Consider the following 25,036-nt stretch of genomic DNA (forward strand, 5'->3'; position numbering starts at 1 on the left):
CAACGGGGCTCGCAAGGCTTCGCGACATAGGATGCTGACCAGTTAAACTGGAAGTGCCGCTAGAAACATCGCCCGTCGACGGGGGACGTTTTGGCGGTTTTTGTTTTTTTTAGCGATTATTGCGTAAAGGGGCGGGACAGGTGCAAGTTCTTCGATTGAACGGCGTGAGTAAAGTTTATCCCAACGATACTGTCGCCGTTCAGGACGCAAACCTGGAGGTGGGAGAAGGAGAAATGATCTCGTTCGTCGGTCCTTCCGGTTGCGGGAAATCGACGATCTTCCAGATGGTGGCAGGCCTCTCGAAGCAGACGGCAGGGGAGATCGAGATTCTTGGCGGGTCGACTGAGCAAGCCAGAAGGGACAATGCGATCTCGTTCGTGTTTCAAGAGGCGACGTTGATGCCGTGGGCTTCAGTACGAGACAACGTAACGTTACCGCTGAAGTTACGGAAGGTTCCTCGCAAGCAACAGGAGGAGGAAGCCGAGCGCGTGTTGGAGCTGGTCGGGCTGAAGGACTACTCGAATGCGTTGCCCCGGCAATTGTCGGGAGGCATGCGAATGAGGGTATCGATCGCGAGAGCGCTCATCGCCAAGCCGCGCATTCTGTTGATGGATGAGCCGTTCGGAGCGCTGGACGAGATTACGAGACAGACCCTTCAAGAAGAGCTTTTGGCCATATGGCAGAAAAATAAGGGAATGACGGTACTCTTCGTCACCCACAACGCGTTCGAAGCAGTGTATCTGTCCAATCGCATTCTGGTCATGACGCCGAGACCCGGGCGAATCTCGCGCGAGATCGTAGTCGACGTTCCGTATCCCCGGGGAGAACAGTTCCGCAGCAGTACGGAATTCAGCCGCTTCGTGGGTCTCGTAAACGAATCGCTTAAGCATTAGACAGGAGGTGCCAACAAGCGCATCATGAATCGATCAATTCATCGCCTGGTTTATCGGACAGGACCGCCGCTCGTCGCTTTCGTGCTGTTTATCGGAATCTGGCAAGCAGCCGTCTCTATCGCCGAGCTTCCGGCTTATCTGCTCCCGAAGCCTTCGGATATCGTCTCGGCCGCGGCCGACAATTGGTCTCGGCTGCTCGGCTCGGTGTCCACGACGCTGATCGAGACGATCCTCGGCTTCCTGTTCTCGGTCGTCGGCGGCGTGCTCGGAGCTATCCTGCTCGCCAGCTCCAAGCTCATTGAGAGAAGCATCTATCCTTACGCAATCGTGCTTCAGACGATTCCGATCGTGGCGGTCGCGCCTATCATCGTCATCTGGTTCGGGGCGGGAATCCGTTCCATCGTGATCGTCGCGTTCCTTATCGGCTTCTTCCCGATGCTGTCGAACACGCTGATCGGCCTCAACTCGACGGACAAGAACCTGAAGAATCTGTACGTTCTCTTTAACGCTACCAAGTGGCAGACAATGTGGAGATTGCGGATCCCCGCGGCGCTGCCTTATATCGTCGGGGGCTTGAAAATCTCCTGTTCCCTCTGCGTGATCGGAGCGATCGTCGGAGAGTACGTGGCGGGCGTCGGCGGGGGCCAAGGCGGTCTCGGCTATGCGATTACTTACGCTGCGATGCGCATTCAGACTCCTTACCTGTTCGCTTGCGGACTGGCGGCGTCCATTCTCGGAATTGCTTTTTATCAATTCGTTAACTTTTTGTCCCGCAGGTGGCTGGGCTCTTGGCATGAATCCGAGATGCGCAGCGAAAACGACTAAACGTTAGGAACGTTAATCCCTAAATATGAGAGGAATGACTCGACCATGTCTATGAAAAGATTGAATCTAATCGCCGCCGCATCGCTATTTGCCCTTATGCTCTCGGGCTGCGGCCAGAACAACAATAACTCGAATGGCTCAAGCTCGCCTTCAGAAGGAGCTTCCGCCAGCCCGTCCGCATCCGTTGCCTCCCCCGAACCCTCCAAGGAGCTTCGCAAGGTCACGGTCCAACTTGGCTGGTTTGCCGAACCGGAGTACGGCGGCGATTACGCCGCGCTCGTGAAGGGGTACTTCGCGGAGGAAGGGCTCGACGTTGAGATCAAGTCGGGCGGACCGAAGGTGAACGGACGTCAGATCGTCGCCACCGGCAAGGCGGACTTCGGCTTCGCGAAGGCGGACACGGTGCTGCAAAACCGCGAAGAAGGCTTGCCGATCGTCGCTGTCGCAGGCGTGCTGCAGAGCTCCCCGCAAGCGCTCATTTACCACAAGGGCCAGAATATCAAATCATTCGAAGATCTGAACGGCCGCACCGCGTTTTTCGTGCCTGGCGTTCCGGCTTACGAATATGTGAAGAAGAAATACAACCTGCAGCTCAAGGAACAAGTTACCGACGGCACGCTCGTACGTTTCTTGGCGGACGAGAAGTCGCTCTTGCACGGATTCTCGACTTCGGAGCCGATTACGCTCAAGGAGCAAGGCGTCGAAGCGGAAGCGCTGCTGCTGTCCGAATCCGGCTACAATCCTTATGAGATCACGGTCATCGCTTCGGAATCTTTCATTAAAGAGAATCCGGAAGTCGTCAAAGCTTATCTGCGGGCGGTTAAGAAAGGCTGGGAGTACTACTTCGACCATGCCGAGGAAGTCAACGAGCGAATTCATCAGGACAACAAAGACCTGCCGGTAGCGGCGATGAACGAGCAAGCGAAAGCATACAAGCCGTTCATCTATGTCGGAGACGCGCTCACGGAAGGCTGGGGCATCATGAAGGAGGCTCGTTGGGAAGAGAACAAGAAGCAACTTCTCGAGGTCGGTCTTCTGAAAAAGGACGTCGATGTGAAAGAAGCGTTCACAACCGAGTTCCTGCCTAAGTAATGAACGGGGGTATTGTACGATGAGCATTCTTGCTAACTCTTTGAAGGATCAGATTTGGATCGACACGGCGTCGGAGCTGTCGAAGGAATTCGCCAAAACAGCGGCGCAGACGGATCGGGAGGCAGCGCTGCCGAAGGAGAACCTTCGGCGGCTGTTCGATTCCGGCTTGGATCTCGCCATTCTGCCGGTCGAGAAGGGAGGGGCGGGCATCTCGTTCAAGACCTTCGGACGAATCGTATTCGAGATCGCCCGCGGGTGCCCGGCTACGGCTTGCATCTGGCTGATGAACACCGCAGCGGCTGAGACATTGATCGAGCTTTCCTCTCCCGAGACGTCCGCCAAGTATTTGAGAGATTTCAAGTCGGGCAAGCGCTTTGCGAATGCGCTCAGCGAGCCATCGTCAGGCAACCTGTTCCTGAACCCTGTCCAGGAAGCGGAAAGGCTGGACAATGGCGATTGGAAGCTAGAGGGCGCCAAGCGCTTCGTGTCGGGAGCCGAGCTCGCAGACTACTTCCTGATCAACGTAAGCATCGACGGCGCTCCGGCGTTTTTCGGAGTCGAGCGAGACGACACTCTCGAGATCCATGACATCTGGGACGCGCTCGGCATGCGCGGAACGCGAAGCCAGCTTATCGACTTCCACGGCGCCCGGCTCAAGAAAGAGTTCCGGCTGGGACGGGGCTCTGAAGGGCGCCAAAATCTGATCGGCCTTGGTCTTCCGTGGCTGTCGCTTGGAATCGCCCAATCGGCTTACGATGCACTGAAGGATCTTGTGCAGCGAAAGAAGCTCGGGGCCACTGGCAAGCCGCTGTCGCACGCGCAATGGATCCAGTTCGAGACGGCGGCCGTCCACGCAAGGCTTACGGCCGCGAAGCTTCTGGCCGAGCATCTGTTAGGGCTGGCGGATCAAGGCTCCGTGGAGACGAATGTCGTCGGGATGGAAGCGAAAATTTTGGCGAACCAGATTGCCAAGGACATAGCGGAGTTGGGCGTTCGCGTTGGAGGCGGGCTGGCCTATACGAAGGCGCTGCCGTTCGAGCGGCATCTGCGGGATTCCCATGCCGGCGGCTTGATGGCGTACTCCAGCGAGCTGTGCCATATTTTCGTCGGGCAGTATGAGTTGAACGTGAGAGATACGGAATGAGCGAGGTGCCTAAGAAGGAGATCAGGCTCAACGCCTTCGACATCAACGCGGCCATGCATAACGCCCACGGCTTGTGGAAGCATCCGGAGAACGAACGTTACCGGTACAAAGATCTCGGTTACTGGGTCGAGCTTGCCCGCCTTCTCGAGCGCGGCAAGTTCGATGCGTTGTTCCTCGCAGACGTGTTCGGCTTTTATGATATTTATCGGGGCAGCCGCGACGCCGCGCTAAGGGATGCGATCCAAGCGCCGATCAATGATCCGTCGCTTCTTATTCCGACGATGGCATATGCGACGGAGCACCTCTGCTTCGCGGTGACGGTTCCGACAACGTACGAGCATCCGTATTCCCACGCGCGGCGTATGACAACGCTCGACCATCTTACTAAAGGCCGGATCGGATGGAATGTCGTCACCTCCTTCTTGCCGAGCGCTGCCCGCAACTTCGGGCTAGACCGGATGATCGAACACGACGAGCGTTACGACATCGCGGATGAATATATGGAAGTCGTCTACAAGCTGTGGGAAGGCAGTTGGGAGGACGAGGCCGTCCTTCGCGACGCCGCCCGCGGCATCTATACCGATCCGGCGAAGGTTCACGAGATTAACCACGAGGGCAAGCATTACAAGGTGATCGGCCCCCATTTGAGCGAGCCGTCGCCTCAGCGGACTCCCGTGCTCTATCAGGCCGGGGCATCCGGAAGGGGAAGAGCGTTCGCAGCGAGGCATGCGGAATGCGTGTTCATCGACGGACACTCGTTCGAGAGCATGAAATTTTACGTAGACGAGATACGCGCCCAAGCCGTGGCCAACGGGCGAAGGCCGGATGACGTCAAAGTGTTCATGGCGCTGAGCACCGTGGTCGGCCGAACGCCGGAGGAAGCGGAGGAAAAGTTCAGAGAGCTGACCCGAATGAGCAGCGAGGAAGGACCTCAAGCGATCTACGGCGGCTACACCGGAGTCGATCTGTCCAAAGGAGCGCCGGAAGACATTCTCGGCTATCGGCGCACCGATCACGGACAGACCGTGATGGCCCGCTTCACGACGATGGCGGAGAAGCCGTATACCTACGGCGAGGTCATCGAACAGGTGAAGAAAATCGGCGGAAGAGCGGTCGTGATGACAGGGTCGGCCGAACAGGTTGCCGATCAGATGCAGGAATGGGTGGAGAAGACGGGAATCGACGGTTTTAACCTGGGGCACCTAGTGACGCCTTCGAGCCTGAAGGACGTGGTCGATCTCGTCATCCCGATCCTTCAGGAGAGAGGCGTCTATAAGACGGAGTACGCGCCGGGAACAATGCGGGAGAAACTATTCGGCTCGGGCACGAGACGGCTTCCGGACCGCCATCCTGGCGCAGGCTACCGTTACGAAGCGAGGGGACACGACGATGGGTAAGCAAATTTTATTGAACGCTTTCGATATGAACTGCGCGATGCACAGCGCCCATGGGCTGTGGAAGCATCCGGAGAATGAGAGGTACCGTTACAAGGACCTGAATTATTGGGTCGAGCTTGCGCAGTTGCTGGAGCGGGGCATGTTCGAAGCGCTGTTTCTTGCGGACGTTCTGGGCTTCTATGATATTTTCCGAGGCAGCCGCGACGCGGCGCTTCGCGACGGCATTCAGGCGCCGGTTAACGATCCGTCGCTTATTATTCCTACGATGGCCTATGCGACAAAACACCTCAGCTTCGCCGTCACCGTTCCGACCACGTACGAGCCGCCGTACGCCCATGCCAGACGGATGACGACACTTGATCATTTGACAAACGGCCGAATTGGCTGGAATATCGTCACTTCTTTTCTGCCTAGCGCGGCCTTGAACTTCGGGCTCGATCGGGTGGTGAAGCACGACGACCGCTACGAGGTGGCGGACGAATACATGGAAGTGGTCTATAAGCTTTGGGAGGCGAGCTGGGAGGACGATGCGGTCATCCGGGATGCCGAACGAGGCATTTATACGGATCCATCCAAAGTGCACGAGATCAACCATGTCGGCAAGTTTTACAACATTCCGGGACCTCACTTGAGCGAGCCGTCTCTTCAACGCACCCCTGTGTTGTATCAGGCGGGTACGTCGAAGCGCGGACGCGACTTTGCGGCGAAGCATGCGGAATGCGTGTTCATCGATGCCCATAATTACGAGAGTATGAAGTTCTACGTGGACGATATTCGGGCGCGCGCGGTGTCCTACGGCCGCAAACCGGAGGACGTCAAGGTGTTCATGGCGGCGAACGCGATTATCGGCCGAACGCATGCCGAGGCGGAAGAGAAATTCGCGGAATACTCGGCGATCCGCAGCGTGGATGGGCCTCAGGCGCTTTACGGCGGCTTCAGCGGAATCGACCTGGCGCGCTACGACCGCTCCGATTATTTGGAATATTACGCTTCCGATGCCGGTCAGGCCGCGGTAGCGAGATATACGACGATGTCCGAGAAACGAATGAACGTAGGCGAGATTATCGACGAGAACGCGAAGATCGGCGGAAGAAGCCCGCTGTTGTTCGGCTCCGCGGAGGAAGTGGCGGATCAGATGCAAGGCTGGATGGAGAACACGGGCATTGACGGCTTCAATCTGGCCCATCTCATGACGCCGGGGACGTTGAAGGAAATGATCGACCTTGTCATTCCAATTCTTCAGGAGCGCGGACTGTATAAGACGGAGTACGCGAAGGGCACGATGCGGGCGAAGCTGTTCGGAGAGGGCTCGGACCGCCTGCCGTCGAGACATCCAGGAGCTGCATTCCGCAGATAGCTTGAAGAGGAAAAGGAGAGATGACGACAGATGGCTTCCAGAGGAAAAAAGTTTCTGGATAGTTTGCGGGACGGCCGGAACGTATGGATCGATGACGAACGGGTGGAGAATCTGCCGGAGCATCCGGCTTTCTCGGGCACGCTTGACACAATCGGCGGCTTGTTCGATTTGCTCGACGATCCGAAGCGAAGAGACAATATCGGTTTCGCCGTTCCCGGCCGCGAGGCGTATGCGCACAGCTCGTTCCTCGTGCCGTATTCGCAGGAGGATTTGGCTAAGCGAAGCCAAGCTTTCGATTATTGGGCGCAGGAGACGAACGGCGTCATGAGCCGCCTATCCGACTACGCGCGCTCGCTCGTTACGGGGTGGTACGGCTCGCGCAAGCAGCTCGGCAAGCTAGCTCGCGGCATCGAGTCCAAAATTGCTGCTTATTATGAGCACGCTCGGGACTCGGATGCGTTCTTGACGACTTCGCTGCTCGATCCGCAGATCGACCGGTCGAAGGGACTGGACGATGATCGGATTGCCGATCGATATCTTCATGTCGTACGCGAGACCGAGGAAGGCATCATTGTGAGCGGGGCCAAGATGATCGCGACTGGAGCGCCTTATACGCACGACTTCCTTATCTTTTCGTTTTACCGGCTCGAATCCAAGTACAGCAAGCATGCTCACGCGCTGATCGTACCTGCGAACTCTAAGGGGCTTCACATCGTTTGCCGTGAATCGTTCGCCGATAACCGGGGGGCTGATCACCCCCTCAGCGCAAGGTACGACGAGATGGATGCGGTGCTGCTATTCGATGAGGTTCTCATTCCATGGGAGCGAGTGCTTCTGTATGGGGACGCGGACGCCGTATGGAAGCTGAGGAGCCATCTCAGCTCGAATACGCTCGCGTTCCATCAGACGGTCGTTCGCTTCGTTGCGAAGCTTGAGTTCATCGCGGGCGTCACCTTCGCGATTGCCGAGTCGATCGGCGTAAACGGCTTTCTTCACATTCAGGAAAAGCTAGGCGAGCTCATTACGCAGATCGACACGATGAAGGCGCTGCTCATCGCCTCCGAAACGAAGGCAAAGGCGGATCCGGCGACCGGGCTGTGGATTCCGGAATCGTCGTTCATCGATACTGCGAGAAGTCTCGGCACGAAGCTGTACCCACGGGCGATCGAGATCATGCAGCAGGTGGGCGGAGGAGGCTTCATCCAGACGCCTTCAAGTCTTAGTCAATTCGGCGGGCCGATTGGCGAACTGCTGAATCGTTACTTCGAAGGAGCTTCCCTAAATGCAGAGAGCAAGGTGCAGCTATTCAAGCTAGCCTGGGATTTAATAGGCAGCCCGCTAGGATCCCGTCACGAGCTGTACGAGAGATTCTACGCGGGAGACCCGGTAAGGGGGCTCGCGAATCAATACCTGAGCGCGGACAAAACGCAATGGACGGACCGGGTTTGGCAACTGCTGCAGAAGTCCCGTACGCAGAGGTCCGGAGCAATTTCCTAGCTGGAATCGTCAAATAAAGAAAGGAGAAGAGAGGACATGGAAGTATTCTGGTTTATTCCGACTCACGGCGACGGGAAGTACCTAGGGACGACCCATGGAGCGCGCGCGGTTGACTTCGATTATATGAGTCAAATCGCCCGTGCGGCGGACACGCTCGGTTACGGAGGCGTTTTGCTGCCGACCGGCAAGTCCTGCGAGGATCCTTGGATTACGGCATCCGCTCTGATCTCTTCTACCCGCAATCTGAAATTTCTCGTCGCGGTAAGGCCGGGGCTCATGTCCCCGACGATCGCGGCGAGAATGGCGTCCTCGTTCGATCGAATCTCGGGAGGGCGGCTGCTTGTGAACGTCGTGACCGGGGGAGACGCGGTGGAGTTGGCGGGAGAAGGGCTGCATTTGGACCACGATGCAAGATACGGTCTGACCGACGAGTTCTTGACGATATGGCGTCAAGCACTCATGGGAGAGCAGGTAATCTTCGAGGGTGAACACATTCGCGTGGACGGAGGCAAGGTGCTTTATCCGCCGGTGCAGAAGCCATATCCGCCGCTCTACTTCGGCGGCTCCTCCGATGCGGGCCACAAGGTAGCGGCGAAGCATATCGACGTTTACCTTAGCTGGGGAGAGCCTCCGGCTCAAGTAGCCGAGAAAATAGCCGTCATGCGCAAGCTTGCCGCCGAGCAAGGAAGAACTGTGCGCTTTGGCATCAGGCTGCACGCCGTCGTACGCGACACCGAAGCGGAGGCATGGACGGCTGCTAACGATCTCATCAGCTACCTGAACGACGACACGATCGCCGAAGCCCAGAACATTCTGGGCCGCTTTGATTCCGTCGGCCAGCGACGAATGATGGAACTGCACGGCGGCAGTCGCGATCGTCTGGAGATCAGCCCGAATCTATGGGCGGGAGTAGGCCTCGTACGCGGCGGAGCGGGCACCGCCCTCGTCGGCGACCCGCAGACGGTCGCCGCTAGGATGCTCGAATATGCCGAGCTCGGAATCGAGACTTTCATCATGTCCGGTTACCCGCATCTGGAGGAGGCTTACCGGTTCGCCGAGCTCGTCTTCCCGCTGCTTCCTCTGACCGGCAAGCGTGAGAAAGAGCAGCAACGCTCGTATATCAGCCCGTTCGGCGAGATGATTGCGAACAACGAGCTGCCAAAGAAGAGTGTCAAGTAAAGAAGAGAGCGGCCTGGGCTGCTCTCTTTTCTAACCCTTCGATGCCGGACTTGATCATTACGGAACCATTTCGTAAACCGTGCCTTGCTGATAATCGGCCACTTTCATAGAGCCATAAACCCCTAAATATAGCCGAGTTTGATTCAGATTCGTTCCTAAACTAACAAAATAAGCGGATTGATTCCCGAAATCATAATCGGTCTCAATCACATGATAATCACGTGTACGACAATCGGCATTTCCTTTGGTATAAGCTAAAACGCCTCTAACCGGAGGCTTGGATTCACTCCGAGCCAAATCGGTAAACACGACGCTTCCCGTTAAACCCGGGATTTCAGTTCCCATGTAGGCTTGGACGCCCGTAAGCGCGGTTCCTCCAAACTTGCCGGGTCGGGAATCCTCATGAAAATAACTCGTCATAGGCTGAAGACGCAGAGCGGTAGTTTTTACGGCATCGGCATAATACGCAATCGTTTTATCGCTCAAAGTCGAATCTGTAGGGCAGCCCCTGATGATCGAAGTAGGTAAAGCGCCTTCCCACCCTCGCCAGCCAAAGTTAATGAATCCTTCCAGGCTAGGCTCAGACCCCGTCATTGAACTTTGAACCAACCGGGTAACCGGCATGGGTTTAGGATGAACGAATGAGAAAATCGATTCGACCAGGTCCTGTCCGACGATGCCGACGTATTTGATATAAGCATGATTAATTCTTTGATAGGAGATGCCCGGTATATTGCGAACGCCTTTGGCAATGACCGTAAGCGTTTCCTGAATAGGCGCGGGAAGCTCGTTAAAACGCGTGACTACGGGCGGATTATCGATAGATGTATTCATGCGCACATCGATTTCAATGATTTTACCGGCGATTTCCATATCGTTCTGGCTTAAATTAAACGGGTCGAAGGCCGAGCCGCCATCTCCGGTCGTCAAAACAAGTTTTCCGGTTTCAGGCGAAAAGTTTAAGCTATTGATACCATTATGATTTAAGAAGGGCCTTCTGATATTAAGTAAAGTTCGCCGTTTATGAGGTTGACCATTCGCTTGCAGCATCCATTCTTCAACGGTATCAATATGATCATATCGCGTGTCTCTATCGGTCCACTTTAAATTTAACGTTCCGGTATCGCACGGGTTTGGCTTAAAAGACTCGGAAAAAGCAACCGGACCTTGGGTTCCGGCTACCGAGTAATGGAGATAAAACAGACCGTTATAGTAAAATCCGGGATGGAAAGCTAATCCTATGAGTCCTCTTTCATCGTATCCGCCGCTAGAGGCGCCGAGCTTCAGGATTCGTTGGCGAATATCCAAAAATGTCCCTATAGCTCCGTTTCTAATGCAAAAGATCTCTCCGACCTGGGTAGCAATAAATAAGCTTTCGATGGAATCGCCCGGCAGGATCGTTGTTTTTATAACAATAGGCATATTTAATTTATTGACAATAGGACGTAGACCGACCTTAACTTTGTTCACCGAAATAATCCTCCCGGTTATCGTAATCTTTTTTAGGAATATGAAGTTGTCCGTTCTATTAGTACCTTACCGAGTTCCCAACTCCAAAAAATCTATCGATCACGAGGCATCTAACAGAGTACACTAGGAGTAGAATTGGCAGAGAAAAGGAAGTGTTGGCAGTTGAAGCGCTGCGAATCGCCCGGGATGAATCCGACCACCCGAACTTCAAGCGTTATGTGGCGATTGAACGTTCGAATGGTGGCTTGCAGTCGCGGCTCGTCAGCACGGTCTGGTTTTGGAGCTGGAATCGCAAGATTCCCTGGATCGGAATTTCCGTCGCGGATGACTATCAGGGCATGGGACTGGGAAAAAGAATGATAGGACACGCGATTATCCAAGCGGATGCCTCCGGCAAGGGAGGCATACTGCTTACGACGCATAAGAGCAATTTCAGGGGGCACGCGTTGTACGCAAAATACGGTTTCGAAGCGATTGGTCATGACGATCGGGGAGAAACGTTGATGCTTCTTTCATATTAGAAGAGGGCCGGCGAATTGAAGCCGGCCCTTTTAATTGTAACGGACGACTTGATCCGCTTCCTAAATGCCCGATCGTCGCCTTACTCTGATCGAACGCTTGCGGTTTTATGTCGAGAATTGTTGAGGAATTGCAAAGGAATTGTTTATTCCGTTTTGTGATAATGGTATCGTCGGCCGAAGTGTATCATTTCTTGTCAATGATTGTCGCTTCGTGCATCAAACTATTGAAGTATTTGGGCAGGGGGGGATCCATTATGCGAGCAATAAAAAGGGTTATCGTCTTTATGCTGGCGTTGTTATTGCCAACGACTTGCTTGCCTTTATGGCTTGGGGGACAAGCGCATGCTGCCAGCGGAGACGTCATCATTACGGTGGCGGGAAGCACGGATTATTACGCGAATCAGGGAGACGGGGACCTTGCGACTTCGTCCAAATTAGGCAGTCCGGCCGATATCGCTTTTGACAGCGGCGGAAATATGTACATTGTGGAAGCATCTACGCACAAAGTTCGTAAAGTGGATAGGTGGACAGGGATTATTACGACAGTGGCGGGCTCGGGGGACATGAATTTTTCGGGCGACGGGGGTCCTGCGACTTCGGCCGGAATGGGTCCGAACAGTATCGCTTTTGACAGCAGCGACAACCTGTATATTGCCGATGGTCATCGGGTTCGGAAAGTCGATAAGTCATCGGGGATTATTACGTCGGTGGCGGGAACGGGAGCATGGGGCACTTCGGACGATGGAGGACTGGCAACGGATGCCACTTTCGCTGTCGTAGGCGGAATTGCCTTGGATAGTCACGACAACCTTTATATTTCGGATGTGTATAACCACCGGGTTCGCAAAGTAGATAAAACGTCAGGAATAATCACCACGATTGCAGGCACGACGGTGGTGTCGGGTTATTCGGGAGATGGCGGGCCGGCGTTATCGGCCAAATTCGATATGCCCGGAAGCCTTGCTTTCGATAACAACGGCAATTTGTATATTGCGGATTTGGGTAACAACGTAGTCAGAATGATCGATACGTCTGAGAAGATTACGACCGTCGCGGGTACGGGAGTCCGAGGCTTTGGTGGAGACGGGGGGCAGGCAACGGCGGCTCAGATGAATAATCCGACCGATATCACTTTTGACGGCAACGGCAATCTATATATCGTGGACAGGTTTAACTGGCGCATTCGCAAAGTCGATAAGTCGTCGGGGGAAATCAACACGATTGCAGGCAATGGGGGCACAAGTGATACGGACGACGGGGAAATCGCGACATCGTCCAGTATTTTGCCGCATGCGATAGCCGTTGATAGCAGCGGCACTTTGTATTTTACCGACGCTGCGGGTTATCTCGTTCGGATCATCGCAACGAATAACAATGCTAATTTGAACGGATTGACGTTATCAAGCGGCAGTTTAATGCCAGCATTCGAACCGAGCAGAACAAGCTACTCGGCAATCGTGCCGCTCAGCGTAGAAAGAATCGAGATAACGCCGACGGTGAGTGTAGGCAGTTCGACGGTGACGGTCGATAGCACGACCGTTACGAGCGGTACGGCATCGAATGCGATCAATCTGAACGTAGGAAAAAACTTGATTCCTATCACGGTGACGGCGCTCGACAGCACAACGAAGACGTACAACGTGCAGGTTACGAGAGCATCGAGCGACGCGAGCTTAAGCGGGCTGACGTTATCGAGAGGGAGTTTAAGTCCTACGTTCGCAGCGGGAACGCCGGGCTACACGGCAAGCGTGGGGAACGGCGTGAGCAGCATCATGGTAACGCCGACGGCAAACGATAACGCAGCGACGGTAAGGGTCAATGGGACGACTGTGACGAGCGCCTCAGCATCGGGAGCGATCAACTTGAGCGTAGGGAGCAATTCGATTCCGATCGTGGTGATGGCGCAGGATGGCACGACGACGAATACGTACACTGTGACGGTGACGCGGGCGCCGAGCAGCGATTCGAGCTACATCAGCACGATAGCGGGTACGGGGTCTGGCAGCTTTTCGGGAGACGGAGGAGCGGCAACGGCTGCCGCTCTTAATCTCCCTATGTCAGTAGCTGTAGATCGCGAAGGAAATCTGTATATCGCCGACGTAGGTAATTATCGGATTCGAAAATTAGAAAAATCGACTGGGAAAATCAGCACCGTAGCGGGTAATGGGACTTTTGGCAATTCGGGGGATGGAGGGTTGGCAACATCGGCCCAATTGAAGAATCCGAGAGGAGTAGCCGTTGACCCCGACGGGAATGTGTATATTGCGGATACGCAAGATAATCGAATTAGGAAAGTAGATACGTCGGGCATCATTAGCACAATTGCGGGCAACGGAAGTTATGGCTATTCGGGGGATAACGGTTTATCGACTTCCTCCCAAGTGAGTATGCCGTACAGAGTAGCGACGGACAGCGTCGGGAATCTGTACATTGTAGATGCGAATAATTTCAGAATTCGGAAAATAGACAAATCGACGGGGATCATCACCACGGTGGTAGGCACTGGAAACAGAGGGTCAGGGGGGGATGGGGGAGCGGCGACGTCCGCCGAAGTGGATTTCCCGTTTGGTTTAACCTTTGACAGCATGGATAATATGTATATTTCGGATATGCGTGGCGCAACGGTTAGGAAAGTAGATCATACAACGGGGATCATCAGCAAAGTGGCAGGTACTGGGACACCAGGCTATAACGAAGACGAAGGTCAGGCCAATTCAGCCGACATAGTCCCATATAGCGTTGCTGTTGATAACAGCGGCAATATCTATATTTCGGATGCGAGTAATGCTGTAATTCGAAAAGTAGATCAATCAACAGGAAACATTAGCACGTTTGCGGGCATTGGGGAAAATGGCTATTCGGGAGATGGGGGACCGGCGACGTTGGCTGAATTGTACGGTCCATATGGATTAGCGATAGACAGCAGCGGGAATCTATTAATCGCGGACATGAATAATCATGTCATTCGGAAAGTGGGTCTATCCCACGATGCGAACTTGAACAACATCACGTTGTCAAGCAGTAGCTTAAGCCCGGCATTTGCAACTGGAACTACGAGCTATACGGCAAACGTGGCGAACGGCGTGAGCAGCATCACGGTAACGCCGGCCGTGAGTGACTACACCGCAACGGTGAAGGTCAATGGTACGGTTGTACCGAACGGTTCGGCATCGGGCGCGATTAACTTGAGTGTGGGGAGCAACTCGATCTCGATCGTGGTGAAGGCGCAGGACGGCACGACGACGAAGACATACACCGTGACGGTGACGCGTGCGCCGAGCAGCGAAGCGGGCTTGAACGGACTGACGCTATCGAGCGGGAGCTTGAGCCCTACGTTCGCAACGGGGACTTTGGGTTACGCGGCCAGCGTGGCGAACAGTGTGAGCAGCATTACGGTAACGCCGACGGTGAGCGAGAGCAATGCGACGGTAAAAGTCAACGGCGCGACTGTGGCAAGCGGCACGACGTCGGGTGCGATCAATCTGAGCGTGGGAGTTAATGAGATTACGATTGTAGTGAAAGCGCAGGACGGTACGACGACGAGCACGTACAGCGTGACGGTGACGCGTGCCGCACCGCCTCCCGTATCGCCTGCCGATAACAGAAGTCACGACGCGAATTTGAGCGGGTTGGCCTTGTCGAGCGGCAGCTTGAATCCGTCGTTCGCGTCCGGCACGACAAGTTACGCGGTTCATGTAGCAAACAGCATGAACAGCATTACAGTAACACCGACGGTAAGCGACGGCACGGCAACGGTGAAAGTTAACGGCGCGTCCATTCCGAGCGGTTCCGCGTCGGGAGCGATCACGCTGGTCGTTGGAGACAATGCCATCTCCATTGCGGTAACGGCGCAGGACGGAACGGTGAAGACGTACACTGTTACGGTGACGAGAGCAGACGAGAAGGGCGACAAAGGCTCGCCTCCCGCAACACGCGGTCCTATCCTTAACGATAAAATCACGAATGTAAAGCAAGTCATAGATGCTGCGCAGACAGCGCTGAATACGACCATGCCGAAGCCGTTCGATGATGTCACGGCGAGCAGCCGGAGTGCCCAAGCGATTCAAGTCGCCCGGCAACTTGGAATCGTCCAAGGCCAACCTGACGGCAACTTCCACGGAAGCGATTCGATTACGCGTGCGGAGTTTGCCAAGATGATAGCGAATGCTTTAAATCTCGATACGGCAGGCGAGCAAGGCGCAACGTTCTCCGATACGAAAGGTCATTGGGCCGAAAAGGCTATCGAGGCGTTAAAAGCTACCGGTGCGATCGAAGGCGTGGGCGGCGGGGCGTTCAAGCCGGACAGGCACATTTCCCGGGCGGAGATTACGGCGATTTTAGCACGGTTGATGGTATTCGATCAGGAGGCCGGAAGGGCTGCCTTCTCGGATACGAGCGACAGTTGGGCGCGAGAATCTATTGCGCAAATGGCGGACGCGAATATCGTAAGAGGCGTGAGCGCCGACAAGTTCGTTCCGAACGGCTCAGCGACTCGCGAGCAAGCTGTAGTTATGATTCTTCGTATGTTAACCGTCTGCCGCAATATCGATCTTCAATTGGTAGATATGTCATGAGGAGGACCATATGAATACATTGCGATCGTACATGAGAACGAGACTTGCTTCTAAGCTGGTATCTATCGTTCTATCTATTGTCCTTCTCGTTACAATGTTGCCAGTTGCGACATCGGCGGAGGCGGTCGTTGCCCCATCCGATATTGCGATCGGTACGGCCGCGCCGATGAACGGAGCGAGCATCGCCGACGGAACGATTTCGTTCAGCGGCGGTACGACGAATGTCACATGGTCGTCGGACGGGACAAGCTACGCCGCCGCGAGCGGCACCTTCGTGCAAAGCACGATCTATCGGACCCAATACGTGCTGACGGCGGACTCGGGCCATGTATTCGATCCGGCACCCGGCGTCTATCAGCAGGGCGGCGCGAAAGATTTGACAGGTAGCATCGCCAATCTGGGTTCGGGGACGTTCACCGCGCTCGTAAGCCAAGCGTTTACGTTGAACGATACGTTAACGATCGTGGTGACGTGGCCGGACGCGACGGTCGAGCCTGCCGATATCTCAATCGGTACGATCGCTCCTGTCAAAGATGCTGTGATCGCCGACGGTACGAATTCGTTCAACAAGGCAACGGCAGTCGTCACTTGGTCCAATAATGGTACGAGCTTCGCCACGGCAAGCGGGACGTTCGCGGCGAGTACGAACTACTATACGAAATACATCATTACGGCCAATGCAGGATATGCCTTCGACACAACTAGCCGAATTTACCTGGATGGGGCGAAGTCCTTAAAGAACCGTATTGCCAATCTGGGTACGGGTTATCTGGCGGGGGCTTCCGTCTCGACGTCGTCTCATCCCAATGACACGTTAACGCTAATCGTAGGATGGGAATCGACCAAGAACGCAACGGGGCAGACGCTCATCGGAGCCGCAGATTTCATGATCGGAACCGTCGCTCCGGCACCTTCCGTTAACGCGGCGGACGGAACGATTACCCTTAATCACGGAACGCTCGATTACGTAGAATGGTACGCGGTCAGCCCATTGGCGTCTTTGCCGCAAGGGACTCCGTTCGTATCCGGCAAGACGTATAAAGCTTGGTATTATTTCATACCGGCCAACGGTTACGCATTTGATTCGGCCAGCACTTACATGAAGGGCGGAACAAGAGATCTGTCGAGCCGGATCGCGAATCTCGGCACGGGCACTTTTAGCGTCAACCGTTACGATGATGATTTGTTCGTTGAAGTCATCTGGCCGCAGACGGGGCTCCTTGTGCCAAGCGACATCTCGGTTGGCACGGCCGCGCCGGTTGCGGAAGCGACGATGGCGAACGGTGCGAATACGTTTAGCCATGCGACTTCCGCCATCGCATGGTCGGCCGATAACGGAGCGACCTACAACCCAGCAAGCGGAACGTACGCCTATGAAACGACTTATAAGACGAAATTTGTAGTCACGGCGGCAGCCGGTTACTTTTTCGATCCGACCGCCGGCGTATACCAAGCAGGCGGCGCGAAATCGTTGACGAATCGCATCGCCAATCTCGGTTCGGGCACTTATACCGCAGTCGTATCCGGGGCGACGAATGACACGTTGACGATCGTTGTCACTTGGCCGGCGACCGCGGCGGCCGCGCAGACGAACGTTAGCGCAGCAGGGCTGTCAATTGGCACGGTTGCTCCTGTGACTGGCGTGATTATCGCGGACGGATCGAATGCGTTTGCGCACGCTAGCGCAAACGTTATGTGGTCGAGCAACAACGGCTCTACGTATGGTGCGGCAAACGGGACATTTGCGCCCGGAACGTCCTATAAGTCGAAGTATGTGCTGACTGCGGATGCGGGGTACATTTTCGATGCGACGGCCGGCGCCTATAACGGGATCGCGGTTGCGAATCTCGGCGCGGGAACGGTTACGGCGCAAGTGTCGACGACGAGCACGTCCAACGACACGTTGACGGTTACCGTGACCTGGCCAGCAACGGCCACCGCAACGATTGCCGCGAACGAGCTGTCCATCGGAACGGCCGCTCCGGCAACCGGCGAGAATATGGCGAACGGAACGAACGCGTTCGCCCACGCGGCCGCGAACGTTGCATGGTCAAGCGACGGCGGGTCGAGTTACGCGGCGGCAAGCGGAACTTATGCGCCGAATACGGTCTATCAGACGAGGTACGTGCTGACTGCCGCTAATGGCTATCAATTCAATGCGGCGGCGAATGCTTACAATGCCGTTACCATCGCCAATCTTGGTGGCGGCTCGTTCAGCGCGACTGTGTCAACGTCGGTCACAACGAACGACACTTTGACGATCGTAGTTACTTGGCCGGCCACTGGCGCGGCGACGATCGGGTCTGCGGACGTATCGATCGGGACGGTCGCCCCGGTTGCAGGTACGTTGCAGGCGAACGGCACGAATACGTTCGCTCACGCGACATCTGCGGTTGTCTGGTCGGCAGACGGAGGTGCCTCTTACACGGCAGCCAGCGGTACATATGCGGCGGCGACCATTTATAAGACAAAATATGTGCTAACGGCTTCAGCCTCCTACGCGTTCGACGGGACGGCGGATGTCTATGAGAAGAACGGAGCAAGAGATCTCACGAGCCGAATCAGCCATCTGGGGGCGGGTGCGTTCGCCGCGACGGTATCTACGACAAGCACGCACAACGATACGCTCACGATCATTGTCGGATGGCCTGCGACCGGCGCCGCAACGATCGTTCCAGCGGACATTTCGATTGGAACGGTGGCTCCAATGACGGGGGCAGCGCAGACGAACGGCAGCAATATTTTCAATCACGCGACATCAAGCATCACTTGGTCTGCCGATAACGGCAGCAGCTATCAGTCAGCGGGCGGGACGTTCGCGATCGGGAAGAGCTATAAGACCAAGTATGTGCTGACGGCTTCGACCGGTTACGCGTTCGATGCGGCGGCGGATATTTACGAGAAGAACGGAGCAAGGGATCTCTCGGGCCGCATCTCCAACCTTCGCGCAGGCACGTTTACGGCCCAAACGTCGACGACAAGCGAGCAGAACGACACGCTCACGATTATCGTTACTTGGCCGGCAACGGCGATTACCGATACGGTGAAGGTCAGTCTGAACAATTCGACCGACTTTCAGGCCTATTCCGGCAGCACGGTTATTCCCGCGCAAGGGTTAGCCATTAATGCTGAGGACGATTACAGCATTACGCTCGTCAACGAATCCATCGATACAACCGATCCGTCCGCGCCGCTTACCGCCGCGTTGGTGAAGAGCCTCTCCGTCACGGACGGCCAAGGCATCAATGTGCTGAAGAACGTGCAAGTCGTCTCCAGCGGCGTTGCCCAGAATCACCCATGGAGCTTGAAAATAACGATTAACAAGAACGCGGCGTCGGCGGCCCGAACGATTACGGTGACCGTAAACAGCGATGCCGCCAAGCGGATCGATATTCGCAACTTGATCGGTTTTACGAACCCGACCATTGCTTATGCCACACAGCCGAACGCAAGAAATGCTTATCCCTATGAATACGGCAATTATTTTTATTTTCTTCCGGGCGACAGTTTGACCATGCAAACGACGTCGAGCGGGCTCATTCCGGCCGGCGTGCAGCTCGTGGGCAAAAATACGTCCAAGACGACGCCCGTGACGAATACGCTGTTCGATACGACGAACTACAAATTCCGCTACGTTTTTACGATGCCGAGCGAGCCGATTTTCCTCTCGGTGACGTCGACGGACGGCAAAGCCGCGCATAACATCGCGGTGCAAGCGACGATTCCGGGTGTCGTATCGCCGAAGCTTTCCGGGGGTTCGACTTTTGTACAGGGAACCGTAAGGGCGCCGGCGACGGATCATTCAGGCGACATTGTCACCGTCGATCCGGGCAGCTATAATCGCCGGATGTATAAGGTTACCGGAGTTGAGGTGCGTTCCGAGCTGCTGAACGTCGCATTGCCGGTGACGGCTAACGGGAACGGCACTTACTCGTTCGCGATGCCGTTCACCGATGCGAATGTCACGGTGCTCGTTCAGAAGATCGTATCGAATCCGATCCAGACGGAGATTACGACGAACGCCAACGCGGAGATGACCGTAGATCTCGAAGAATATTATCCGGGAGATACGATTCATGCTCAGATCGAAAACAAGGACCCGGCAAAATACGTCGTGAATGTTCAAGTCTATCGCGTGCTGGGATCGACGAATACATTCATCGCGCAAGGCAGACCTGTCAATCCTTACGACTCGAGGATGGATGTCGCGCTCACGCCTTACGCCTCCACCGCGCAGCTTACGGACGGTGCAACGCTGAAAGTCGTCGCGAAGTTCGATAGCGTCTCGATACCCGTAGGTACGAACAGCGCAGCGCAATTCTCGAACTATCCGGCGAAGGTGAACCTGAATCAACCGTTCACGGTCAGCTTCGCGCCGCCGAACGATCCGACCAAGATTTATACGCCGAAGGTTATGTTCAAGGACGCGTTGAACCTGAGCAATAAGACAGTCGCTGCGTGTACCTACGTACAGACCGATCCGCAGGATCAGACGAAGAGCATATATACGTGCCCGGCGGTCACGAAAAACCGGATCACGTCCGTCGAGCTGCTGTATGATACAGTCGATGCGGGATCTCCGGCAGGAGGCGGTGCATCCGGCGGAGTCAAGCTGCGGAATATCGCCTCCATCTCGCCGAACTCCAAGCTGGCGGGCGTATTCAAATCGATCAACGTATTCGGAGCCAATATGAACGGCCAGGGGCAAGTGTTCATCGGAACGTCGCCGAATCCGACCGTAGCGGCAACCGTGACGAACGTGACGGCGACTTCCCTGGTCGTCAATGTGCCCGATAATATGCTGTCCAGAACGATGGACGTCACGTATTACGTGTCCAGCAATGGCGTTCAGCGTTCCGTCATGATCGCGGCTTCTCAAAGCATGAGCCATACTCCGTTCGGCTATATGGCCGTCGTATCGGATGCGCAATCGAATCATTCCGTCATCGTCTCGGAAAGCCAGAAGGATTTGACGCAGCAGTTGGGCGGCCGTAAGCCGGTCATCACGATCAAAGGCAGCTTCACGGCCAACGCAAGCGTGACGGGCGAATACTTGTTCAGCGGAAGGACTATGATTAACGGCGGGTTGACGGCATACTTGCCGAACGAGCAGAGCAAGTTCAAAGTGCGCGATGACGCTGACGGCGGCGTCAAAGTAACGATGTACAGCGTCAATTTGGTTGCAGGCTCGTACAACATCATGTCGACCTCGGACGGTTACATCGAGCTGGAGAAAGGCGTCGAATATATCGACGAGTACGCGAAAGACGAAGACGGGGATTTGCTCGACCCCGATCAACAGAACGTCGAAGTCGCGATCCGCAACCAGAACAAATTGATTGTGCTTGGCAGCGGAATGCAGGCCGGCATAACGGGAGTTACGCTGCTCGGCAATGCCGTCATGTTCGATGGAAGAGTGTACTTCGGTATGGCGCTCCCCGGCAGCAGCACCTTGGGAATTGACCTGAAGATCGACCGGCTTCAGTACGGAATGGACGGTCAAGGGAACTTGAACTTCCAGGGAGTTGCCGCGGACGGTTCCTTCACGCCGGGAACGGATCTATCGAAAAAGCTGCTCGGCGGTTTCGGAATCGTCGGCAGCGCGGAAGGTTCGATCGATACGTTTAACGGCAAGTACGGCGTAGCGTTCGATATGGACGCGAAGCTGGCAAATTTCGCGGCGAGCTTGAGCTTGAAGAAGAACGGTACGACCGGTCAGTTCATTCCCGACTCGATCAAAATCATCGTCGGTCTAGAGAACGGAATCCCGGTTACGCCGATGACGCCGATCGCGAGGCTGACGAGAGTCGGCGGCGGCGTCTCGGGCTTGGCGGATACGATTTCCGGCAACTATAAGGGCGTCGCGCCGATTTTGATTTTGCTCAACGGCAGCTTTGAAATCGGCAGTGCTCTCCCTGGCGTCGCCGGCCTGATCGAAATCAATGACGTAGAGCTCGCGATCGGACCTTCCCAGATCAGTCTGTCCGGGAATCCGACGCTGCTGAAGATGGATATCTTCGATAAGTTCAAAGCCGGCATCTATGTTACCAATTCGTCGGTATCGTATGACATGCAAATCGCGGCCAATATTCTGAAGAACTTCTCGGTTATTCTGGCAGGCGGCAATGCCAACCTTACCTATTACAGAAACAACGGCTTCAATTTGAACGGGCAATTGCGCGGGAAGCTCCAAGTGCCGGAAATCGATGTCGGACTGTTCTCCATTGGTCCGTATACGCTGCTCGGCAGCGATGTCGGTCTCAGTAATTCGAACGCTTTCGCGTCGTTCAGTATTCTCGGGTTCGGCCTTAAGGTGAATTATTCGTTCGGCAGCGGTTCCGTTAGCGTGGGGCGTCGCAGCGTCGCTGCGGCACAGACTGGGCCGCAGGGACAAAACGTGTATGACGAGAACGGTGCGGCGGTCGGGCAGATCAATGCCTTCTCCAATGTGCGGATCGTAGCGTCGAGCGGCGGTTCTACAACTCAGCTAAGGACGTTTGCGTTTGCAGTTGCACCGACAATATCGACGAACGCCGAGGGAACGGAGCATACCGTATCGATCCCTGCGGGTTTGACGGAAGATTACGCTGTACTCGTATCCGCCGATCCGGACGATCTTCGCATCTTGGACCCGGACGGCAATCCGTACGGTTTGACGTATCCCGGGACGTTGGAAGACGGATCGCCTTATTACAATGATCCGAACGCGAACGCCGCGGTCGTATCCGCAAACACGGTCATGATTCGCTTGGGCACGCAAACGGGTGACTGGACGATTTCGTCCAGCGAAGCTTTCGACAGCTCGATCATCGCCATTGCGCCGGTGCCGAAGTTCGCTGACACCTCCTATGACGCAGGAGCGCACCAAGTAAGCTGGAATTTGACGGGCCTCGATACCGCGACGGAAGACTATCAAGTCGAAGTCCGTTTGTCGACGGACAATGGCGACGATCCGAACGCCAGAAGCGCGGGCGTGCTTATCCACTCGGTCGCTGTCGATGACGCGCAAGTGACGGACAGGATCGCAAGCGGCAGCTATGCTTTCACTGCACAGGATTTGAACTATTTGCAAAGCGGTCAGTATTACGCGAGAGTGTCGCTAGTCGGGAAGCCGAAGAACGATTCGTCCAGATCGATACCGTATGCGAGCTTAAATGCGAAACAAGCAATGAACGTCGTTAACCCGCTTGCACCCGGCGCACCCGGAGCGATAACGGTATCCGCCGGCGGCAGCGGCACGATCCATGCCTCCTGGAGCGCCGTCTCGGATGCGGACGGTTATCTCGTTCGACTGTACGATGCCGATGGCAATGCCATCATCTCTCCACTAACGTACACGGATGAAATCGGCAGCGACGGTCATTCGACGGGCAACCAGATCGCGCACGCGGGCAGACCGATCGAGTATCAGGTTTCGGCCGACGATGCGGTAAACGGAAAGGTTAGCCTCGACTTCGGCGGGATGGACTCGGGCAACCGCTACAAGCTTGCCGTGACGCCGTTTGCGTATGCGGACGATGCAAAGATGAACTCCTCGTATATTTACGGCGCTACGTCGGTTTCGGACGTCATCGACGTCCCGCTTGTCAAGACGCCGGTCGTTCATGTCGCGCCTAGCGCGGGCATGATCGCGAACGATACGTTGCTGGGCAACGTGCTCACGGTGAACGGAGACTTCAAGATCGGCGTCGCGACCACTTATGAGAGCGCCGAGGACGGTCAAACGCGTGAATTGAACGCCAAGTTCACCGTATGGCAAAGCGACGGGACGATCGACGAACATACGAATATGCCGAAGTTTGTACAAGTGTATGCAAGCAGCGACTATGAAAATCAAATATCCGTGCCGATTTCCTTAGATGGAGACGTAGGATCGAGCTTGTTGCGAATCATCGCCGAGAACGATCAAGGCGACGTATCCGAGTATGGGCTGGCCGTCCATTATAACGGGCTTCCTCCAGCCTTGTTCGTCGAGACGGGACCGGGCGGCAAAATCGTTGCCGATTCGGCGGGGCAGTACAAGATTCAAGGCAGCACGGCGCCTTATGCGACCGTATTAGACGATCGGGGAAATCGTACGACGGCGGACGATTCCGGCCAGTTTAGCATTAGCGGTACGTTAAGCGCAGGCACGCAAACCTATAGCACGATAACGGCAACGGATCAATTGGGCAACTTCTCGCAAGACGATGTCGTGATCGTGAAAGGCGTCGGACCGGTAGACCCGGGCACGGGGCCGGGAAGTACACCCACGCCGGGCAGCGGGCAATCGAGCGGCCAGCCGGGTAATGGCCAAACCGATGGTTCCACGGATAATGGAACCCCGAACGCAGCGACGTTCAAGGACGTGCACGCCGAAGCGCCTTGGGCCGAGAAGGAGATTGAACGAGCTTACAAACTGGGAATCGTATCCGGCCGTACGAAGGACGTTTTCGCTCCGAACAGCAACACGCGGAGAGACGAAGCAATCGCCATGCTCGTGAGGGCACGGAAGGTGACTGTTGGCAATAAGGCCGATCTGGATGCGGCAGCAGCGCATTTCGCCGATTGGAGTGGGTTGGCCGAGTGGAGCAAGCCGTACATTGCCGCAGCCTACGCGAACGGAATTGTGACAGGCACAACGCTTAATGGCAAGTACTATGTCAACGGCGGCTCGCTCATCACGCGAGCGGAAGTTGCAGTATTGTTGCAGAATGCCTATCAATTGACTGCCGATGCGGGCAACCGCAAGCCGTTCGAGGACGACATTCCGTCATGGGCGGCGGATAGCGTAACTGTGCTGTCATCCAACGGCGTGATCGACGGTTATCCGAATGCAACTTTCAAGCCTGGATCTCATGCCACGCGAGCGGAAATCGTCGTTATGCTCATGCGTTTGATTGATCGGCGAGAAGATAAGACGCGATCCTAAGAAAACAAGGGTCTGTCTCAAAAGTAAGTTTTTTGAAAATAGCGGTGTGGGGGAGGCTTCTCCCCACGCCGCTATTTCACGTTTTCGGTCCACCGCTACGAACTGTGCCTCATACCGACATTCTCAGATCCGCCCCGGAAGAAGGACATAAGTCGTATTTTGACGAATATAGCTTT

Annotated in this window: 12 protein-coding genes; 11 read left to right on the plus strand and 1 reads right to left on the minus strand. The window is 55.4% G+C overall.

All coding sequences use genetic code 11. The features are described from left to right. The first annotated feature begins 140 nt into the window (after positions 1-140). The 8 genes from ACFPOF_RS18815 to ssuD are packed head-to-tail and all read left to right on the plus strand — an operon-like array spanning position 141 to position 9,384. Positions 141-893, plus strand: a complete 753-nt coding sequence (locus tag ACFPOF_RS18815; protein WP_378135409.1) for an ABC transporter ATP-binding protein — start codon at positions 141-143, stop codon at positions 891-893. A 24-nt stretch (positions 894-917) separates the two neighbouring features. After that, positions 918-1,718: an ABC transporter permease gene (locus tag ACFPOF_RS18820; protein ID WP_378135411.1), complete on the plus strand. Its 801-nt coding sequence runs from the start codon at positions 918-920 to the stop codon at positions 1,716-1,718. Between the two features lie 45 nt (positions 1,719-1,763). After that, complete coding sequence (locus ACFPOF_RS18825; RefSeq protein WP_378135413.1) at positions 1,764-2,810, plus strand: ABC transporter substrate-binding protein; 1,047 nt, start codon at positions 1,764-1,766, stop codon at positions 2,808-2,810. A gap of 19 nt (positions 2,811-2,829) precedes the next feature. Beyond that, positions 2,830-3,954 (plus strand): acyl-CoA dehydrogenase family protein, encoded by a 1,125-nt coding sequence (locus tag ACFPOF_RS18830; RefSeq protein WP_378135415.1) that lies wholly within the window; start codon positions 2,830-2,832, stop codon positions 3,952-3,954. Beyond that, entirely contained in the window at positions 3,951-5,351 is a 1,401-nt protein-coding gene (locus tag ACFPOF_RS18835) for an LLM class flavin-dependent oxidoreductase (protein ID WP_378135417.1), read from the plus strand. Before ACFPOF_RS18830 ends, ACFPOF_RS18835 begins: the two co-directional genes overlap by 4 nt. Next, complete coding sequence (locus ACFPOF_RS18840) at positions 5,344-6,708, plus strand: LLM class flavin-dependent oxidoreductase (protein ID WP_378135419.1); 1,365 nt, start codon at positions 5,344-5,346, stop codon at positions 6,706-6,708. The genes ACFPOF_RS18835 and ACFPOF_RS18840 overlap by 8 nt, the downstream gene beginning before the upstream one ends. 30 nt (positions 6,709-6,738) lie before the next feature. Continuing rightward, positions 6,739-8,205 (plus strand): 4-hydroxyphenylacetate 3-hydroxylase family protein, encoded by a 1,467-nt coding sequence (locus tag ACFPOF_RS18845; RefSeq protein ID WP_378135421.1) that lies wholly within the window; start codon positions 6,739-6,741, stop codon positions 8,203-8,205. A gap of 36 nt (positions 8,206-8,241) precedes the next feature. After that, positions 8,242-9,384 carry an FMNH2-dependent alkanesulfonate monooxygenase gene (ssuD, locus tag ACFPOF_RS18850; protein ID WP_378135422.1) on the plus strand — a complete coding sequence of 381 codons (1,143 nt, stop codon included), beginning with the start codon at positions 8,242-8,244 and terminating at the stop codon, positions 9,382-9,384. A 57-nt stretch (positions 9,385-9,441) separates the two neighbouring features. Here ssuD and ACFPOF_RS18855 read toward each other — a convergent pair whose 3' ends face one another. Then, complete coding sequence (locus tag ACFPOF_RS18855) at positions 9,442-10,854, minus strand: PQQ-dependent sugar dehydrogenase (RefSeq protein ID WP_378135424.1); 1,413 nt, start codon at positions 10,852-10,854, stop codon at positions 9,442-9,444. Between the two features lie 152 nt (positions 10,855-11,006). Between ACFPOF_RS18855 and ACFPOF_RS18860 the strand changes: the two genes are divergently transcribed. From ACFPOF_RS18860 to ACFPOF_RS18870, 3 genes are all read left to right on the plus strand, one after another. After that, positions 11,007-11,375 (plus strand): GNAT family N-acetyltransferase, encoded by a 369-nt coding sequence (locus tag ACFPOF_RS18860; RefSeq protein WP_378135426.1) that lies wholly within the window; start codon positions 11,007-11,009, stop codon positions 11,373-11,375. A gap of 254 nt (positions 11,376-11,629) precedes the next feature. Next, the gene (locus tag ACFPOF_RS18865; RefSeq protein WP_378135428.1) at positions 11,630-15,949 is read left to right on the plus strand and encodes a cadherin-like beta sandwich domain-containing protein; all 4,320 of its coding nucleotides are present in this window, start codon (positions 11,630-11,632) and stop codon (positions 15,947-15,949) included. 10 nt (positions 15,950-15,959) lie between these two features. Continuing rightward, entirely contained in the window at positions 15,960-24,860 is an 8,901-nt protein-coding gene (locus tag ACFPOF_RS18870; protein ID WP_378135430.1) for an S-layer homology domain-containing protein, read from the plus strand. Positions 24,861-25,036: the final 176 nt, after the last annotated feature.

The organism is Cohnella soli (genome assembly GCF_042655525.1).
Taxonomy (GTDB): domain Bacteria; phylum Bacillota; class Bacilli; order Paenibacillales; family Paenibacillaceae; genus Cohnella; species Cohnella soli.

Coding starts and splice junctions, on each gene's coding strand:
- ACFPOF_RS18820 (WP_378135411.1), top strand. CDS start 918: ATGAATCGATCAATTCATCGCCTGGTTTATCGGACAGGACCGCCGCTC.
- ACFPOF_RS18825 (WP_378135413.1), top strand. CDS start 1,764: ATGTCTATGAAAAGATTGAATCTAATCGCCGCCGCATCGCTATTTGCC.
- ACFPOF_RS18830 (WP_378135415.1), top strand. CDS start 2,830: ATGAGCATTCTTGCTAACTCTTTGAAGGATCAGATTTGGATCGACACG.
- ACFPOF_RS18835 (WP_378135417.1), top strand. CDS start 3,951: ATGAGCGAGGTGCCTAAGAAGGAGATCAGGCTCAACGCCTTCGACATC.
- ACFPOF_RS18840 (WP_378135419.1), top strand. CDS start 5,344: ATGGGTAAGCAAATTTTATTGAACGCTTTCGATATGAACTGCGCGATG.
- ACFPOF_RS18845 (WP_378135421.1), top strand. CDS start 6,739: ATGGCTTCCAGAGGAAAAAAGTTTCTGGATAGTTTGCGGGACGGCCGG.
- ssuD (WP_378135422.1), top strand. CDS start 8,242: ATGGAAGTATTCTGGTTTATTCCGACTCACGGCGACGGGAAGTACCTA.
- ACFPOF_RS18865 (WP_378135428.1), top strand. CDS start 11,630: ATGCGAGCAATAAAAAGGGTTATCGTCTTTATGCTGGCGTTGTTATTG.
- ACFPOF_RS18870 (WP_378135430.1), top strand. CDS start 15,960: ATGAATACATTGCGATCGTACATGAGAACGAGACTTGCTTCTAAGCTG.